Here is a 16,300-nt window from a genome sequence, read left to right as displayed (position 1 = left end):
CGTGATCAGCGAAGCTGAGTCGCGATTCGCCGCATGTCGTACGCGCGAGACCAATTAATTTTTTGCTAAAAGCACGGCGGCTCGAGCAAGGCTCGAGCAAGCTTTTTGGCGGAGAGTTCGCATCGTCTCTCTCGACGCGGGCCGCCATGCTTACCGCCACCACAAATTACAATCTACTTGTAAAAAATTACTCAAAGACCCTCGCCTCGACCGCGGCAGAGCCTACCGTCTCGCGAGAAACCAAATATTATCTCGCGAATATCAGCAATGTGAAGTCCGCAAACGATCTTTTGAACAATTCGAAGCTTTATAGTTACGTCATGAAGGCCTTTGGCCTCAGCGACATGATGAACGCCAAAGGCTTGATCCGCAAGGTTCTCGAAGGCGGAGTCGCGAGCAATAAGAGCCTCGCCAATACATTGAACGATCCACGCTACAAGGCGCTGGCGACAGCGTTCAACTTCGCGGCCAATGGCGCGGCGACCACGCAGGCGACGGCGGCGCAACAGGGCACGGTTGAAAAATATGTCGAGCAAACGCTCGAGACTGACGCCGGCAAGCAAAACCCGGCGGTGCAAAAGGCGTTGTATTTTCAACGGATGGCGCCGAACATCACCAGCGCCTACAGCATTCTGGCGGACAAGACCTTGCTGAACGTCGTGCAAACCGCGCTCGGGCTTTCGTCGTCCATGTCCTCCGAGCCGCTCGACACACAAGCCAAGGCAATCACAAAAGCATTAAAGATCAGCGACTTGCAGAATCCGGCCAAGCTACAAAAGTTCATCGAGCGCTACACCGCGACCTATGATTCCCAAAACGCCAATACGCAGACGACGTCGGCGACTTCGGCTCTGCTCGTCTCATCGCCGGGCATCAGCTTCGACCTTCTTCTCCAACTCGCAACCCTGAAGCTTGGGGGCTCTTAAATCCATGCAATCCGGGCTCTATGTCACCCTTTCGGCTCAGATCTCGCTGGAGCGTCGATTGTCGACCATCGCCGCCAATGTGGCCAACCAGAGCACGCCGGGCTACAGGGCCGAGGAGGTCCAGTTCAAGACCCTCGTCTCGCGCGCGGGCGACAGCCCGGTGTCTTTCGCCTCGCAGGGCGAGACTTATCTCTCCCGTCGGGCCGGCGTGCCGACCAAGACGGACGCTCCTTTGGACGTTGCGGTCCAAGGCGACGCCTGGCTCGCTCTTCAGACTCCGGCGGGAACCGTCTACACGCGCGACGGACGCATGCGCATGTTGGAAAACGGCGCCCTCGTGAGCATCGACGGCTTTCCGGTCATGGACGTCGGCAACGCCCCCATCTTGCTCGAGCCGGACGGCGGGCCGCCGACCATCGCGCAAGACGGGATGATCTCGCAGAGCGGCCGGCAGATCGGGGCCCTCGGCTTGTTCGACCTCGACGAGTCGGCGACGCTCAAGCGCTATTCCAATTCCGGGGTCATTTCCAACAAGGCGGGGACGCCGGTTCTCGACTTTTCCCGCAATGGGGTCGCGCAAGGCTATGTCGAAGGCGCGAATGTCAATCCGGTGCTCGAAATGGCTAAGTTGATCACGATCTCGCGCGCCTTCGACAATATCAACACAGCGCTGACGGGATCTGAATCCTCGCTCAAGGACGCGATCAAGACTCTCGGCTCGACGTCATGAAGCCGGACGCCCTGGAGTATAATTCGAACGGATCGAACCAGCCGGGTCGGCCAGATGTCCAAGGCTTCGAGGTCGGCGCGATTTCTGGTCGAGCGAACGAACCCATTCGCTCGAAGAACGCTTTAGAACGCCTTGAGCTTGCCGTCGAGCGGGCGCGGGAAGAGGTGGCGCCACTCCGCATTTCCGGTTGCGTCGCAGAGGTTGCGCCGACCTTTGCGAGGGTGAGGGGCCTTTCTCGCTTCGTGCGGCTCGGCGAGTGCGTCGAATTCGCGACGGGCGAGCGACGTCAGCTCGCCGAAGTCGTGCGGATCGACGCCGAAGCCGTGACCGTCAAGACCTTCGAGACTGGCGTTCCGATGCGGCTCGGCGACCGAGTCCATCGGGTCGGTCCCTTGCGCCTCGCCCCGCATCCGAGCTGGAAGGGCCGCGTGCTCAACGCGCTCGGCGTTCCGATCGACGCCGCCGGACCTTTGCGAAAAGGCGAGAATGCCTATCCGATCGAGGCCGCGCCGCCGCCGGCAATGCGGCGCGCGCGCGTCAACGCGCCATTGAAAACAGGCGTGCGCGCGATCGACCTCTTTACGCCGCTTTGCGCCGGTCAAAGAATCGGAATCTTCGCCGGATCCGGGGTCGGCAAATCGACCCTTTTGGCGATGCTGGCCGCTTCGCGTGATTTCGACGCCGTCGTCATCGCTCTCGTCGGGGAGCGCGGCCGCGAGGTCCGCGAATTTCTCGACGACGCCTTGGCGGCGAATCGCTCGCTTTCGGTCGCCGTAGCGGCGACCGGAGACGAAAGCCCGACGATGCGGCGTCTGGCGCCTAAGACGGCGATGACGATCGCCGAATATTTCCGTGACCGCGGCGAATCGGTGCTCCTCGTAGTCGACTCCATCACCCGTTTCGCGCATGCGGCGCGCGAAATCGCGCTCGCGGCCGGAGAGCCGGCGGTCGCGCGCGGCTATGCGCCGAGCGTGTTCGGCGATCTGCCGAAACTTCTCGAAAGGGCCGGGCCGGGCGAGGAAGGCAAGGGCTCCATTACCGGCGTCTTTTCTGTCCTGGTCGATGGCGACGATCATAATGAACCCGTCGCCGACGCCATTCGCGGCACGCTCGACGGCCATATTGTGCTCGATCGCGCGATCTCCGATCAGGGACGCTTCCCCGCGATCGACGTTTTGGCGTCGATTTCACGCTTGGCGCAATGGGTCTGGTCTGGCGAGCAACAGAAGCTGGTCCGTCAGCTGCGCGGCCTCATCGCGCGCTACGAGGATACGCGCGATCTGCGGCTCATCGGAGGCTACAAGGAAGGCGGAGACCCCGAGCTCGACCAGGCGGTCGCGCTCGTCCCAAAAATCTACGAAGCCTTGCAGCAATCGCCGCGCTCAGGCCTGAGCAAGGATGCGTTTCGCGAGCTCGCTGAGATCTTGCAGGGCAAGGAATCTCCGCGGGGGAAGGAAGTTTCAGTCGTGAAATGAGCGGACCTAAACAGGTGGTGGAGAATTTGGCGAGCGGATCGACCATGTTTAGAATGCGAACGTTGCTTGCGCCGGCACAACCGGCGCTCCGCATCCTTGACGGAGCCGAGTCCGTCTCGTCGATCAGGCTCGCCGTGAGTTGAATGGAGAAATCCGACTCCAGCATTCTACAAAGGGCCGACGGGCGGGCCTATTGCGCGGCCTCTTGCCCACGACTGGCGCGGGCGGCGCGCAGCCAATCATACCATTCGTTGAGGCCTTCCCCCGAGCGCGTCGAGAGCCTGATCGCGCGAATGCCAGGATTGACCTCGCGCGCCAAGGCCTCGCAGCGGTCGATGTCGAAATCGACATGCGGACAAAGATCGATCTTGCTCAGGATCATCAATTCGGCGGCTCTGAACATATGCGGATATTTGAGCGGCTTGTCCTCGCCTTCGGTCACCGACAACACCACGACCTTGGCCCGCTCGCCGAGATCGAACAGCGCCGGGCAGACGAGATTGCCGACATTCTCGATCATCACAACCGCGCCGAAGGCCGGCCGCAAAGCGTCGAGGCCACGGCGCACCATATCCGCCTCGAGATGACATCCCGTGCCGGTGTTGACCTGCACGGCCGGCGCGCCGGCCGCCTTGATACGCTCGGCGTCGTTCAACGTCTGCTGGTCGCCTTCGATCACGAAGATCGGCATCTCCGCCCCGAGGTCGCGGATCGTGCGCTCCAGCAATGAGGTCTTGCCGGCGCCGGGCGAGCTCACGAGGTTCAGCGCCAGAATCTCGCGGCCGTCGAACCAGGCGCGATTGCGCTCGGCGAGCGCGTCATTCTTGGCGAGGATAGCGCGCTCGACGTCGATGTTGACCGCGTGCATAGCCGCCAAGGCGGCGACCGGCGCCGGTTCGGCATGGCTATGGGCATGATCGCCATGATGATGATGTCCGTGATCGTGATGATGACCATGCCCGTGCTCATGTGAATGATCGTGGTCATGGCCATGCTCATGCGGCGCGCGCAGGGAATCCGCTCGCTCCGCCTTGCCGGTCTCGAGATTTGTGATCGTGACCTTGGCGTCGTCGCCGCATCCGCAGGTGCCGCACATCAGACCGTCTCCACTTCCATGCTTTTGATATTGAGCTCCTCGCCGCTCAATCTTTCGAGTCGGCGAGAGCCGCAGGCGCAGCGGCCGAAAATTTCCATGAGCGCGACCTCGCCGCCGCAATCGAGACAATGCGCGCGACCCGGCACTTCGATAATGTCGAGCGCCGCGCCGTCGAGCGCACCGCCCCGCGCGACAACATCGAAGCAGAAGCGGATCGCGTCGGGCATGATCGCCGCGAGCTTGCCGATCTCGAGCGTCACCCGCGTCACCTTTCGGCCGGCGGCTTGCTCCGTGACGATGGCGACGATCGATTGCGTGATTCCCATCTCGTGCATCGCCCGGTCTCGTCTGTCAAACACTCAGCAAATCCTCGGCAATTGCTCGCCGACCAGCATATCGACCACGCGCTTGCCGCCGAACTTTGTGCGCATCGAGGCGCGGCCTGCGGGTCCATCTGTAACAAGCCCGATGATCGCGGACTCCCGGCCGAGCGGATGCGCGGTGAGCGCGGCTCGCGCCTTCTCGGCGACGGCAGCCGGCGCGACAACGACGATCTTACCTTCATTGGCGAGATAGAGCGGATCGAGCCCGAGGATCTCGCAAAAGCCCGCGACTTCCGCGCGCAGCGGCAGCGCGTTCTCGTCGATCTCCACGCCGACGCCTGAGGCCTCCGCGATCTCGTTCAACACGGTCGCCAAACCGCCGCGCGTGGCGTCGCGAATGAACTTGACCTCGGGGCAGGCGTCGAGCAGCGCGTCGATGAGGCCATTCAACGGCGCGCAATCGCTCTCGATCCGCGTTTCGAGGCGCAGATCGCCCCGCGCGGCGAGAATGGCCGCGCCATGATCGCCGAGAAGGCCGTTGACCAGTATCGCGTCGCCGGGCTCGGCCCGATGAGCCCCGAGATCGATTCCGGCGCGGATCACGCCGACGCCAGCAGTGTTGATGAAGAGCTTGTCGCAAGAGCCATGACCGACGACCTTGGTGTCGCCAGTGACGATCGCGACGCCCGCCGCAGCAGCAGCCTCGGCCATGGATCGCGCGAGCTTGCGCAACAGGTCGACCTCGACGCCTTCCTCGATGATCGCGCTGCATGAGAGATAGAGCGGCTTGGCGCCGCCGACCGCGAGATCGTTGACCGTGCCGCAAATTGCGAGCTTGCCGATGTCTCCGCCGGGAAATTCGAGCGGATCGACGACGAAGGAGTCCGAAGTGAATGCGAGCCTGTCGCCGTGGAGCGCGAGATCCGCCAAAGAAATCCGCGCCTGATCTTCGAGCGGCGCCAGGACCGGATTGTCGAAGGCCGAGACGAAGACATCATCGATCAGGTCGCGCATCGCCTTGCCGCCGCCGCCATGCGCGAGCGTGACTTTGGCGACATGGACGCCGTCGCGCAATTTGCGTTGGGGCCGCAGAAGCTTGCCGGGTTCTGGCTTGTTCATGCCGCATTGGCCGCGCGCTTCGCGCGCAACCCCTCCAAATCGCCATATTGATAATAGGCGGCGCAAGCCCCTTCCGACGACACCATCAAGGCGCCGAGCGGCGTTTCCGGCGCGCAACCGGCGCCGAAGAGCTTGCATTGCCACGGCTTGATCGCGCCTTTCAGAACCTCGCCGCATTGGCAGGATTTCGGATCGGCGACATGAAGCGCGGGAATCGCGAATTTGCGCTCCGCGTCATAGGCGGCGTAGGCCTCGCGCATGCGCACGCCCGAATGATCGATTGAGCCGAGGCCGCGCCATTCGAAGAATTCGCGAAGCTCGAAAACCTTGCCGATCGCATCCTGCGCCGCCGAGTTGCCGTCGCGCGGCGCGACTCTTCCATATTGGTTCTCAATCTCGCAACGACCCTCAACGATCTGCTTGAGGACGAGCCAGAGGGAATGGAGAATGTCGAGCGGCTCGAAGCCCGCGACGACGAGCGGCCTATAATAATCTCTCGCGATGAATTCATAAGGCCTCGTGCCGGTAACCATGGACACATGGCCCGGACCAAGAAAGCCGTCGAGCTCAAGATCGGGCGAATCGAGAATCGCCTTCATCGTCGGGACGATGGTGATGTGGTTGCAGAACAGCGAAAAATTTCGGACGCCCTCCGCCTCCGCCTGCAACACGGTGAAGGCCGTTGAGGGCATGGTTGTCTCGAAGCCGAGACCGAAGAAGACCACTTCGCGCTGCGGATTTTCGTGGGCCAGCGCGAGCGCGTCGAGCGGCGAATAGACCATGCGCACGTCGGCGCCTTCGGCCTTGGCCTGCAACAGGCTTTTTCTGGAGCCCGGCACGCGCATGGCGTCGCCGAAAGTGGCGAAGATCACGCCCGGCGCCTCGGCGATGGCGACGCAATCATCGACCCGGCCCATCGGGAGCACGCAGACCGGGCAACCCGGCCCATGCACCAGCTCGATCTCCGCCGGCAGCATGTTGGCGATGCCGTAGCGAAAAATTGTATGCGTATGGCCGCCGCAGACCTCCATGATGTGGAGTGGGCGCTCGCGGGCGCGGTCGAGGGATCGCGCGAGATCGCCGATCGCCGCGATGAGGACGGCGGCCCTTTCCGGATCGCGGAACTCGTCGACATATTTCATGATCCGACCTCCTGCCGCTCCGACCGCGCTACATTCGCCCTGAGGCGCGCATCGCCGCGATTTCCTGTTGCGCCTCGCCGAGCTCGGTCAAGATGCGCAGGGTTTCGATCGCCTGCTCCTCATTGATCAGACTCATGGCGAAGCCCACATGCACGAGCACCCAATCGCCAACGCAATCCTCGACGGCGCGATCGCCGATGATGCAGGCGACATTGATCTCGCGCTTGACGCCCGCGACGTCGACGGTCGCCAATTTGCGGCTTGCGTCGGTTATAGCGACGATTCGGCCGGGGATGCCGAGACACATGACCTATCCTCCACGATCTGCGGCGAGCCGCGCCGCCGCCACGGCCGCCTGGCCGAGCGAGATGCCGCCGTCATTGGTTGGCGCCTTGGCCTGCAAGAGAACCTCGAAATTCTCGGCCTCGAGGCGGCGGACGATCTCTTCGGTGAAAGGACGATTCTGGAAAACCCCGCCCGACAGCGCGACGCGTCTTGTGACGCCGGCGTCGCGCACGACTTTGCAAGCCATGGCGGCGACCGCTCGCGCGAGCCCTTTGTGAAAACGCGCGGCGATGACCGAAGGCGGCGCCTTCTCATAAAGATCGCCGAGAAGCGCCTGCCACATGGCGGCCGGCTCGATATAGGGAAGTCCTAAGCCCTTCAGATTAGGAAGAGCGAAAGGATAGGCGAGATCCTCGTCGATGGCGGCCAGGGCGTCGGCGTCGACGAGCGCCTCGAGGCGCATCGCCGCCTCGCCCTCATGCAAGGCGACGTCTCGGCACAGGCCGATGGCGGCGGCGACGGCGTCGAACAGGCGCCCGCAAGAGCTCGCCGGCGGCGCGTTCAGCTCCTGCTTGATCATGGCCGCCATGGTCTCGACCGGCTTCGCCTTTAGATAATCGTAAAGCTCGATCTCGGCGAAATTCGCGGTGAAGGCCGGCCAACCGACCGCGGCGAGAATATGGGCGAGCGCGTTGCGCCAGGGCTCCCGCATAGCCTGAGCGCCGCCCGGCAGGGCGACCGGCTTGAACGTGCCTATGCGGCGGTAACCCGCATAATCCGCGAGCAGGAACTCACCGCCCCAAAGCGCGCCGTCATCGCCGAATCCGAGCCCATCAAGCGCGACGCCGAGCACGGGGCCTTCCCCGGCGGCGACGCCATTCTCGGCGAGACAGCTCGCGATATGGGCGTGGTGGTGCTGGACCTCGATCAGCGGCAGGCCTTTGTCGCGCGCGATCCGCCGGCCCAATTTGGTCGAAAGATAATCGGGGTGGAGATCGACGGCGACGGCCTCCGACCGATGCTCGTAGAGCGTCTCGTAAAGCGCAAGCGTCTGCTCCAGATCGGCGAGGGCGGCGGCATCTTCGAGATCGCCCATGTGGTGCGAGAGCATGGCTTCGCCGTCCTTGGCGAGGCAGAACGTGTTCTTGAGCTCGGCGCCCATGGCGAGGAGCGGCGGCCTCGCGCGCAGTCCCTCCGGGAGAGGGAGAGGCGCCGGCGCGAAACCGCGGGCGCGACGAACCACGCGCTCTTCGCCATTGGCGACGCGAACGACCGAATCATCGAGCCGAACCGCGATCTCCCGGTCATGGCTCAGGATGAAATCCGCGATTGCGCCGAGTCTTTCCCGCGCCTCTTCATCGTCTGTCACTTGCGGCTCGTCGGAAAGATTGCCGCTCGTCATGACCATGGGCCGGTCGAGCCGGCGGAAGATCAGATGATGCAGCGGCGTGTAAGGCAGCATGAAGCCGAGCGTCGAAAGACCATTGGACACGGCATCCGGCAGCCGCGGCTCGCTCCGCGCGGCAAGGAGGACGATCGGCGCCGCCGTCGATCCGAGCGCCGCCTCTTCCCGCGCGCCGATCACAGCATGGCGGCGGATGATGTCGAGATCGCGCGCCATGAGGGCGAAGGGCTTGCCATAGCGCCGCTTGCGCGCGCGAAGCCGCGATACGGCCTCCTCATTCGTGGCGTCGCAGGCGAGATGGTAGCCGCCTATGCCCTTGATCGCGACGATATGGCCCTTGAGCAGCATGCCGGCGACGGCGTCGGCGTCGTCAAGCATGCTGAAGGCCGAGAACTCCACCGCTCCGCCGCCCATTCTGGCGATGGAGACTTTCGGCCCACAGGCATGGCAGGCGATCGGCTGCGCATGGAAGCGGCGATCCTCCGGGTTCTCATATTCCGAGCGGCAGGCCTCGCACATGGCGAAAGGCGCCATGGTCGTGCGCGCGCGATCAAAGGGCGCGCGCGCGACGATCGAGAGGCGCGGACCGCAATGGGTGCAATTCGTGAAAGGATAGCGAAAGCGCCTTGCGAAGGGATCGCGGATCTCGGCAAGGCAGGCGGGGCAGGTCGCCGCGTCGGGCGCGACCTGCGTGTTCATGGGGCCGCCGCCGCTCACGGAAATATGGAAACCCTCGAGGCCGCAAGGCGCTTGAGCGGGGCGTAGATCGAGCGAATCGATCCGCGCGAGCGGAGGGCATTCGTCCTTCAGCGCGGCGACGAGGCGCTCAGCCATCTTGAGCCCGGCGGCAATGCGAATGAGGACGCCGTCGCCATCGTTAAACACCTCGCCGCTGAGCCCCAGGCGATTGGCGAGCCGCCAGACGGTCGGACGGAAGCCTACGCCCTGCACGCGGCCGCGCACACGGATCTCGGCGCCCGTCGGCTCGCCGAAGGCGGAGTTCATCGGGCAGCCCTCCATAGAAGGACGCGATTATTGCCGGAATCCGCGACGACCGCCGTATCTCCCATGGCCGTCGCACCATAAGGCCAGCACAGGCTGTCGCGCGCCGGCGCCTTCCAGCGATTGTCTCCCTTGGACGTGAAATCGGGCTGGCCGCTGAGGCGTTCCGCCGGCGCTCCCATGTCGAGCGCGTCGAGCGGAAAGCCGAGCAGGCGCGAGTTCGCCGTATCGGCGACGATCAAACTCTCTCCTAGCACCGCGCAGCCGTAAGGCATGTTGAGGCAGGCGGCGTCCGGCCGATAATGGGCCCGATTATGCTCGGAGGCGAAGACGTCGTTCTGGCCGATCACGAAATCAGCCGGCGCGCCATTTTCGCAAGGCAGGCGCCGCCAGACCATGATGCGGTTATTGCCGGAATCTGCGACGAGCAAAGCCTCGCCGGCGAGCGCCGCCGCATGGGGCCAGCGCATGCCGCGCGCATCGACGCCCCGTCCGCCGTTCTCATCCCGGCAATCCATGCGCGCCTGCCCGAGAACCAAATCCGCGGGAGTCCCGTTTTCGCTTGGGATTTCTCGCCAGATCAGCACACGGCGGTTGCCTGCATCGCAGACGACGAGGCCGTCTCCGATCAGGCTCACGCCATAGCACCAGTTGAGCGTGTCCGCGCGGACTTCGCCGCCGCGATTGGCCAGCATTCCGGTGAAATCAGCTTGGCCCAGGACAATGTCGGCCGGCAGGTTGTCGGCGGTCGGCAGCCCGCGCCAAATCAGAACCCGATGGTTCCAGGCGTCGGCCACAACCAGAACGTCGGGGCGCGCGGCAACGCCAGTCGGGACGTTCAGCGTCGCCGCGCCGGGCTCGCCTTTGGCGTTGCGCCCCTCATGCGCGAAATCGGGTTGGCCGATGAGGAAATCGGCCGGCGCGAAATCGGCGGCGGGACGCCGGCGCCAGGCCAGAAGCCGGTGGTGGCCAGTGTCGGCGACGAAGAGCGGCCCCTCGGGCGCGGCGAGCGCGGCGCCGCGCGGGCCGAACATCGAGGCCGCCGACGGCGCGACCGGGATGGTGAGATCGAAGCCGCTGGAGATTACGCCGAGGACGGTCTCGGGACCGGCGGGGTCGAGGAGCGGCGGCGCAGGAGCCGCAGCGGCAGGCGGCGGATCGGCGAGAGCTTTCAGCGAGACGCGCATCGCTTCAATCCTCGAACCTGATTTCGACGCGCTCGCCGACCACGCGCCAGGCGACCGGCTGCAATTGCGCCTGGGGCGCGGTCAGACATTCCCCAGACATCAGATCATATTCGAAGCCGTGGCGGGGACAGACGATCCGGCCTTCGGCGACCGCGCCGCTGGAGATGGGCGAGCCGAGATGGGCGCATGCGTCGCGGAAACAGGCCACGACGCGGCCAAGGCGGCTCAAGATCAGCGGGACGCCATTGACGGCGCAGGATTTGACGCCCTGCTCCGGGATCTCGTCCAGCGCTGACGCATAGCGCCAACCGCCGTCGCGCTTCGAGGCGAAGGGACTAATGAAATCGAGGCTCGCGCCGACCGCGCCGGCGCTCTTCGCTTGGCGGATATGCTTGATCTCGGGGCATTGCTCCTCGATTGCCTGCTTGACCCCGGCGACGAAGGTCAGGGTCGAGGACGGGCAATGATCGCAATTGCCGAGAAAACGGACTTCGACCGCGTCAGGCGGATCAAAGGCGATGAGCTCGACGTCGCCGCCATGCGCGGCAAGCATCGGACGGATGGAAGCGAGCGCGCGCTCGACTCTTTCCTGCAGGCTCGGCTTGACGAGGCCGTGCCGCCTCAGGACCGCATAAACAAGCGGATCTGCAGCGGCTGCGCGCAATGCGTCGAGCGCTCCGGGCGCCGTCTTGACCTCCGCGATCAGCTTGCGCAGCGCGCCTTCATGCAAAGCGTCGATCGCGCGCCGATAAGCGAGCGCAATGACGCGCTGGGACTCGTCCCAGCCGGCGATTAGAACTTCAAGCCGCTCCAGATCGTCGATGAGCTGATCGACGCCCCGCGCTTCCTCTTCCGACGGCTGCGCATGCGCATTCACGATCGTCTCCCAGGCGGCCCGCCCTCGATGTCAGGACGGCGAGTCGCTTCAGCGGTATTTCAAATCCTTGAACAGATAGGGCTGCGCCGCTCCCCCAACGAAGCCCGCCACAATGCCGGCGAGCACGACGTTAAAGAGCAATGCGACGATCAGAAACACAACGACCGTGATTCCAATCCCGATCCCGAGCTGGCGCAGGGCCAGGTTCTGATCCTGAAACAGCTTGCCCTGGAAGAACAGCAGCGCGGATGATTTCACCATTTCGAACATGAACGCGGCCTCTCAAAGGATGGCGAGGAGGAGGACGCCGATAAGGACGCCGACGGCGCCGGCGAGCGGTCCATAGAAGGCGCCGAGCCAGGCGGCGAGTTCATTGCCGAGCGCTTTGCCGCCGACTGCGATCCCTCCGACCGCGCCTCCCGCGACTGAAAAGGCGGCCCCGAGCACGATGGCGACAAGCCCAAGAAAAAACGACCAAATCATAAACGTTCCCCCGTCATCGAATTCCAGCGTCGCATGATCTATTGAACGCCTGTGATGTGTTGGGCGTCGATGACGCGCTCGGCTGCGGACGGGTCTTGCCGCGCCGCCTCAGCCTCGATCTCGGCGATCATTTCCGCGACGCTTGCGACCTTCTGGCGCTCGCCAAACTGGGCGAATATGTCCTCGGCCTCGCGGTACCAACGCAGAGCCTCATCGAGATTGGCCGCATTGCCGCGTTCAGGGCGAGCGACGTCGTCCGGGAGGTTGCGCAGGCAATTGGCTCTATTGGCTATCGTGTTGGCGAATTCGACCGGAGTCGTCGCCCGCGTGCGCACCTTGAGCGCCTCGTCATAGGCGTCGAGCGCGCGCAGGCAATTTTCCACCGCATGGCTCGACGACGCATATTGCAGGGCGTTGCCGAGATTGTTCTGAAGCATCGCATATTCGGTTGGATGGTCGATGATATTGACCACTTTCAACCCATCCTGAAAGGCCTGCACCGCGAGAGCCTCACGCATTTTCGCGCGCTCGTCCGAGAAAGGGATCGATAGAAAGGCGGTCGCGAGATTGTTCTGCAAGATCGCGTATTCGCGCGGAAACGCATGGGCGTCGAATATGCGCAACGCCCTCTGATAGGCGGAGATCGCCATAGTGATCGGCGCCGCATGGGCCGCGGCGAGGCTTTGGAAAACCAAGCCAAGATTCATCTCGATTTCCGCCAGCTCCTCGGGCGCGCCGCCGAGCTGAAGCAGATCCCGCGCGGTCTCCAGATTCTCCTTGGCTCTCTGCAGAGGCTCGAGATCCTCGGAAGGAATGGACTGGAGCGCAGTCGCGAGACGCGCATGGATCCGGCCGCGCAGAAGACCTAGCTCGGACGGGCAGAGTCCGAGCGCGGTCTCGTAAAGCTTGACGGATTGGAACAAATCATGGGGAGAGCGCGGCCGGATCTGCAAGCCCATGGCCATTTCCATGAGCATCTCGACCTTTTCCGCGAGGGTCGCGTCCTCGGCCTCCACGGCCGCCAAGGCGGCTTCGACATCCGCGTCCGCGCGCGTCGACATGGCGGCGCTCCTTCCCAAACCTCGACCCGATTCAACTCGGGCTCTCCAATGTTCACGATTAGGCGCTTGCGTAGATAGAGTCTAGTTTACTTTCGACCTGCAAACTTAGTTAGCTGATCAAGACTCGGGGCGCTCGGCGAAAAATCCGCCAATGACATAGCCGGCGCGCGCCTCGCTCCAAACGGCCTCCGCAACGAGATCGTCTCGCTCGTCGATCCCGTTCAACCGGAAAAAATCCGCCGCATGAATGGCCCGATCGCCGCGCGCATTGACCTGCTTGACGAGAAAACCGCCGGCTGCGGCGCTGACCAGAGGCAAGACCAAGAGATCGCCGCCCTCGCGCAGCAAGATCACATTGCCGGCATTGGCCAAATGCGCGGTGAAATCCGCCGCATCGATATAAATATGGTCGCGGTGGACGCGCAGCCGCCAAACGTCGATCCCCGTTTGCGCGTCGCTCACGGCGCGGGCTCCGTCGCCAGATAGGCGTCGATCATCGCCGATACCCGCGTGGCGACGATCTCGGCCGCCTTGGCGACAGGTTCGGAAAGCTCGAGGCCGAAATCCAATGTCTGCGCCTCAACAAGAAAGACCGTCACGTCGTCGGGAAATTCATCGGCCCAAATTCTGCGCCCGGCGTAAAGCGCGTGGTCCCAACGAAAATCATGCAAGGTGAAGCTCGGCTCGGGATGGTTTTCGAGAAAAGATCCCGGCGCCTCGAAAACGGCTCCGGGCTCGGCGCCGCTGGCGCAAGCGTCGACAATGACGAGCTTTTTTGCGCCGCGCGCTTGAAACAGGACTTCCATGCCATTGGTCCCGGCGTCGAAGATCCTTAGCCGACCCGAAGACTCATAGCCGCGCGACAGCAAGCGTTGCGCGACGATCGCGCCGACGCCGTCGTCGCAGCGATTGAGATTGCCGCAACCAATCACCGCCAACATGGGACATTTCCGCGAGGCGCCAGCCGCCTCGGCCAGCGCGTTAAATCCGCCAAAGGCGGCACCACCAATCCGGCTCGACCGGCACGGCGAGTTCGGGCAGATCGCACCATTTCCGATGGACGAGGTAATACATGCACTCCATGCATCGATATTGCTCTTCGCCATAAGGATGGTTGATGAAGCCGCCAATCACGAGCTTGCCTTCCAGATCGTCTGGGGCGAGCGCCCGCAACTCGTTCAAGATTTCGCCAAATTCCTTTTCGGTCTCGGGAATGCCCTCGGTCCTGGTCTTCAATCCACCCGCCAGAAGCTTGGTGATCTTGTCGAGGGTTTCATTCGTATCCGCAGCAGACATGGCGCCAGCCTCAAGAACCAGGTCGAGCCTGTCATTGTCGCGCCATTGGGGGCAGGGCCGACAAGCCGGACCGCGCGCTCGCAGCGCGCAAGTCGCAAGCATACAACATCCTGTCGGCGGAGTTTAGATCAGTTTCAAGACGCGAGCCATTGCGCCCAGGATCAGGCTGCTGCTGATCGGAGCGCAATGGCGTCGGCCATGAAACGGCGCGGGGGGTTCCTCCCGCGTCACGCCGTGCGGAAACGGGCGAGCTCGGCGCCGGTCTTGGCGTCATGTGCATGGACCGTGCAGACGAGGCACGAATCATAGGAGCGCGCGACATGGCCGACCTCAACGGGATCGTGCTTGTCCTTGATCGGCGTGCCGATCAGCGCCTCCTCGATCGGGCCGCGCTCGCCGGTCTCGGCGCGGGGGCCCACGTTCCAGGTCGTCGGCGCGATCATCTGGTAATTCTTGATCTTGCCGTTCTGCACCTCGATCCAATGGCAGAGCGCGCCACGAATGGCCTCCGTCGCGCCCCAGCCGCGGCCGTCTTTCTCGGTCGGCTTGATGTACCATTCGTCGTTGAGGCGCAGCTCGCGCAAGATGCGCTCCATCTCGCGATAGATTTTCACGCCTTCGTGCATGCGGGCGAAATGACGCAAAACCACGCTTGCACCGCCGAGCTTTTTATACATGTCGAGCAGCAGCGGATCGTAATGCTGCCAACTCTCGCCATGCTTGCCGCCAGCGACGAGCTGGCGTGCGAGCGGGCCGGCCTCGAGCCGGCCGTTGTCGACATGGGCCACGGCGGTCGACCAGGAATATTTGGCGTTGTGGTCGAGATCGTTCTTGGAGATCGGCTTGGTGGTGCGGTCGAACGGATGCACCGGGCTCGCCTCGTCGTACCAGGCGTGCAGCGTGTCCTCGCGGGTGAAGGACTGGTCCATCAATTTATGAGTGTCGGTCTTGCCGTCATAGACACCGCTTTTCATGATGACGGCGGCGTTGCGGCCCTCGATGGTCGGATGGTTGTATTTGTCCTCGTGAGGCAGATAGCCCCAGGTGACATATTTGCCGAGGCCCTTGCCATATTTGTCGAGGCCGATGTCGAGGCTCATGCGCCAAAACAGGCCGAGGTCGGAATTGGCGTGCTCCGGCCGCTCATCGAGCCAAGCGAGGAAATCGTCATAGGATTGGATCTGCTCGTAGCGCTCGAGCGAGCAGCCGAGCCACATAGGCTCCATCCAGTTGCGGCGGAAATGCTCGAGGATCGACCACGCGCGGGTCACGTCCGTGAGCGTCGGCGCGCTCATGACGCCGCCTGGAACCATATAGCTCGAATGCGGCCATTGCCCGCCGAGCAGCGCATAGATCTCCACCGGACGGCCGGAAATCGTGACGCCGGCCTCGTAATGCGCGCCGGTGAAGGGCGACCAGCGCTTGACCGCCTCTTCGTAATAGGGGCTGCCGGCATAGGCCTTGTTCGTGTAGTCGATCATGAACAGGCCATAGTGATGACGCGGCAGGCTCTGCAGCGATTCCGCGAGCTGGCCGAGATTGCGCGCGAGAATCGCGTTGCGCGGCACCGTGGTCCCCCAGGCGGTGTCGAGCGCCCAAGCGGCGCAGGTCAGGTGCGAGGCGCCGCAAATGCCGCAGGCGCGGGGCGTGACGACGAGGCCCGCCTGCGGGTCCTTGTCGCGCAGGATGATCTCGAAGCCGCGAAAAAGCTCCGCCTGGGTCCAGGCGTTGACGACGACGCCGTCGGCGATGTCGACGCGCACGTCGAGGTCGCCCTCGACGCGCCCCACCGGTGATATGTCAAGCGTCTGTACGGCTGCTTCGGCCATGATGCTGGTGCTCCTCAATGACACGCGACGGGGAGCTCTGGGCCCCTCCCGATCGGCGACAGCG

The 16,300-nt window shown here is 63.7% G+C and carries 18 protein-coding genes; 3 read left to right on the top strand and 15 right to left on the bottom strand.

What is annotated here, in order from left to right; all coding sequences use genetic code 11:
* The first annotated feature begins 146 nt into the window (after positions 1-146).
* Genes METAC_RS0115935 through fliI form a run of 3 tightly spaced genes read left to right on the top strand, consistent with a single transcriptional unit; the run spans position 147 to position 3,131 of the window.
* Positions 147-926, top strand: a complete 780-nt coding sequence (locus tag METAC_RS0115935) for a DUF1217 domain-containing protein (protein WP_026607815.1) — start codon at positions 147-149, stop codon at positions 924-926.
* Between the two features lie 4 nt (positions 927-930).
* Complete coding sequence (gene flgF, locus METAC_RS0115930; RefSeq protein ID WP_026607814.1) at positions 931-1,656, top strand: flagellar basal-body rod protein FlgF; 726 nt, start codon at positions 931-933, stop codon at positions 1,654-1,656.
* Positions 1,653-3,131: a flagellar protein export ATPase FliI gene (gene fliI, locus METAC_RS0115925; RefSeq protein ID WP_084143699.1), complete on the top strand. Its 1,479-nt coding sequence runs from the start codon at positions 1,653-1,655 to the stop codon at positions 3,129-3,131. The genes flgF and fliI overlap by 4 nt, the downstream gene beginning before the upstream one ends.
* Positions 3,132-3,321: 190 nt before the next feature.
* Here the strand turns inward: fliI and hypB are convergent, their stop codons facing one another.
* The 15 genes from hypB to METAC_RS0115845 all read right to left on the bottom strand — a co-directional run bounded on the left by hypB (position 3,322) and on the right by METAC_RS0115845 (position 16,236).
* Positions 3,322-4,227, bottom strand: coding sequence for a hydrogenase nickel incorporation protein HypB (gene hypB, locus METAC_RS24010; RefSeq protein WP_036255665.1), 906 nt, complete (start codon positions 4,225-4,227; stop codon positions 3,322-3,324).
* The gene (locus METAC_RS0115910) at positions 4,227-4,586 is read right to left on the bottom strand and encodes a hydrogenase maturation nickel metallochaperone HypA/HybF (RefSeq protein ID WP_342446950.1); all 360 of its coding nucleotides are present in this window, start codon (positions 4,584-4,586) and stop codon (positions 4,227-4,229) included. The genes hypB and METAC_RS0115910 overlap by 1 nt, the downstream gene beginning before the upstream one ends.
* Positions 4,587-5,669: a hydrogenase expression/formation protein HypE gene (gene hypE, locus METAC_RS0115905; protein ID WP_026607811.1), complete on the bottom strand. Its 1,083-nt coding sequence runs from the start codon at positions 5,667-5,669 to the stop codon at positions 4,587-4,589. It abuts the gene before it with no gap.
* The gene (gene hypD, locus METAC_RS0115900) at positions 5,666-6,811 is read right to left on the bottom strand and encodes a hydrogenase formation protein HypD (protein ID WP_026607810.1); all 1,146 of its coding nucleotides are present in this window, start codon (positions 6,809-6,811) and stop codon (positions 5,666-5,668) included. The genes hypE and hypD overlap by 4 nt, the downstream gene beginning before the upstream one ends.
* A 28-nt stretch (positions 6,812-6,839) precedes the next feature.
* Positions 6,840-7,118: a HypC/HybG/HupF family hydrogenase formation chaperone gene (locus tag METAC_RS0115895; protein ID WP_026607809.1), complete on the bottom strand. Its 279-nt coding sequence runs from the start codon at positions 7,116-7,118 to the stop codon at positions 6,840-6,842.
* A 3-nt stretch (positions 7,119-7,121) separates the two neighbouring features.
* Positions 7,122-9,506 (bottom strand): carbamoyltransferase HypF, encoded by a 2,385-nt coding sequence (gene hypF / locus METAC_RS0115890; RefSeq protein ID WP_026607808.1) that lies wholly within the window; start codon positions 9,504-9,506, stop codon positions 7,122-7,124.
* Entirely contained in the window at positions 9,503-10,690 is a 1,188-nt protein-coding gene (locus METAC_RS0115885; RefSeq protein ID WP_026607807.1) for an NHL repeat-containing protein, read from the bottom strand. The genes hypF and METAC_RS0115885 overlap by 4 nt, the downstream gene beginning before the upstream one ends.
* 4 nt (positions 10,691-10,694) lie before the next feature.
* On the bottom strand, positions 10,695-11,567 hold the full coding sequence (locus METAC_RS0115880; protein WP_026607806.1) for a NifU family protein: 873 nt from the start codon (positions 11,565-11,567) through the stop codon (positions 10,695-10,697).
* Between the two features lie 48 nt (positions 11,568-11,615).
* A complete protein-coding gene (locus tag METAC_RS0115875; RefSeq protein ID WP_026607805.1) occupies positions 11,616-11,837 on the bottom strand; it encodes a hypothetical protein in 222 nt (73 codons plus the stop codon).
* Positions 11,838-11,849: 12 nt separating this feature from the next.
* Positions 11,850-12,050 (bottom strand): hypothetical protein, encoded by a 201-nt coding sequence (locus tag METAC_RS0115870; RefSeq protein WP_026607804.1) that lies wholly within the window; start codon positions 12,048-12,050, stop codon positions 11,850-11,852.
* A 38-nt stretch (positions 12,051-12,088) separates the two neighbouring features.
* The gene (locus METAC_RS24005) at positions 12,089-13,111 is read right to left on the bottom strand and encodes a hypothetical protein (protein WP_036255664.1); all 1,023 of its coding nucleotides are present in this window, start codon (positions 13,109-13,111) and stop codon (positions 12,089-12,091) included.
* A 117-nt stretch (positions 13,112-13,228) separates the two neighbouring features.
* Entirely contained in the window at positions 13,229-13,573 is a 345-nt protein-coding gene (locus METAC_RS24000; protein WP_051335623.1) for a hypothetical protein, read from the bottom strand.
* Positions 13,570-14,052: a hydrogenase maturation protease gene (locus METAC_RS0115855; RefSeq protein WP_026607803.1), complete on the bottom strand. Its 483-nt coding sequence runs from the start codon at positions 14,050-14,052 to the stop codon at positions 13,570-13,572. The genes METAC_RS24000 and METAC_RS0115855 overlap by 4 nt, the downstream gene beginning before the upstream one ends.
* Positions 14,053-14,092: 40 nt before the next feature.
* Positions 14,093-14,407 (bottom strand): hypothetical protein, encoded by a 315-nt coding sequence (locus tag METAC_RS0115850; RefSeq protein WP_026607802.1) that lies wholly within the window; start codon positions 14,405-14,407, stop codon positions 14,093-14,095.
* Positions 14,408-14,634: 227 nt separating this feature from the next.
* A complete protein-coding gene (locus METAC_RS0115845; protein ID WP_036255661.1) occupies positions 14,635-16,236 on the bottom strand; it encodes a nickel-dependent hydrogenase large subunit in 1,602 nt (533 codons plus the stop codon).
* Between the last annotated feature and the right edge of the window lie 64 nt (positions 16,237-16,300).

It is taken from the genome of Methylocapsa acidiphila B2 (genome assembly GCF_000427445.1).
GTDB lineage: Bacteria > Pseudomonadota > Alphaproteobacteria > Rhizobiales > Beijerinckiaceae > Methylocapsa > Methylocapsa acidiphila.
Note: the sequence above shows the minus strand (reverse complement) of the source record. Positions and strands in the feature narration are given on the sequence as shown.

Bases quoted from the DNA above. Each gene is read 5' to 3' on its own strand.
- METAC_RS0115935 (WP_026607815.1), top strand. From the start codon at position 147: ATGCTTACCGCCACCACAAATTACAATCTACTTGTAAAAAATTACTCA.
- hypD (WP_026607810.1), bottom strand. From the start codon at position 6,811: ATGAAATATGTCGACGAGTTCCGCGATCCGGAAAGGGCCGCCGTCCTC.
- METAC_RS0115855 (WP_026607803.1), bottom strand. From the start codon at position 14,052: ATGTTGGCGGTGATTGGTTGCGGCAATCTCAATCGCTGCGACGACGGC.
- hypF (WP_026607808.1), bottom strand. From the start codon at position 9,506: ATGAACTCCGCCTTCGGCGAGCCGACGGGCGCCGAGATCCGTGTGCGC.
- METAC_RS0115870 (WP_026607804.1), bottom strand. From the start codon at position 12,050: ATGATTTGGTCGTTTTTTCTTGGGCTTGTCGCCATCGTGCTCGGGGCC.
- METAC_RS24005 (WP_036255664.1), bottom strand. From the start codon at position 13,111: ATGTCGACGCGCGCGGACGCGGATGTCGAAGCCGCCTTGGCGGCCGTG.
- METAC_RS0115885 (WP_026607807.1), bottom strand. From the start codon at position 10,690: ATGCGCGTCTCGCTGAAAGCTCTCGCCGATCCGCCGCCTGCCGCTGCG.
- fliI (WP_084143699.1), top strand. From the start codon at position 1,653: ATGAAGCCGGACGCCCTGGAGTATAATTCGAACGGATCGAACCAGCCG.
- hypE (WP_026607811.1), bottom strand. From the start codon at position 5,669: ATGAACAAGCCAGAACCCGGCAAGCTTCTGCGGCCCCAACGCAAATTG.
- METAC_RS0115875 (WP_026607805.1), bottom strand. From the start codon at position 11,837: ATGTTCGAAATGGTGAAATCATCCGCGCTGCTGTTCTTCCAGGGCAAG.
- hypB (WP_036255665.1), bottom strand. From the start codon at position 4,227: ATGTGCGGCACCTGCGGATGCGGCGACGACGCCAAGGTCACGATCACA.
- METAC_RS0115845 (WP_036255661.1), bottom strand. From the start codon at position 16,236: ATGGCCGAAGCAGCCGTACAGACGCTTGACATATCACCGGTGGGGCGC.
- METAC_RS0115850 (WP_026607802.1), bottom strand. From the start codon at position 14,407: ATGTCTGCTGCGGATACGAATGAAACCCTCGACAAGATCACCAAGCTT.
- flgF (WP_026607814.1), top strand. From the start codon at position 931: ATGCAATCCGGGCTCTATGTCACCCTTTCGGCTCAGATCTCGCTGGAG.
- METAC_RS0115895 (WP_026607809.1), bottom strand. From the start codon at position 7,118: ATGTGTCTCGGCATCCCCGGCCGAATCGTCGCTATAACCGACGCAAGC.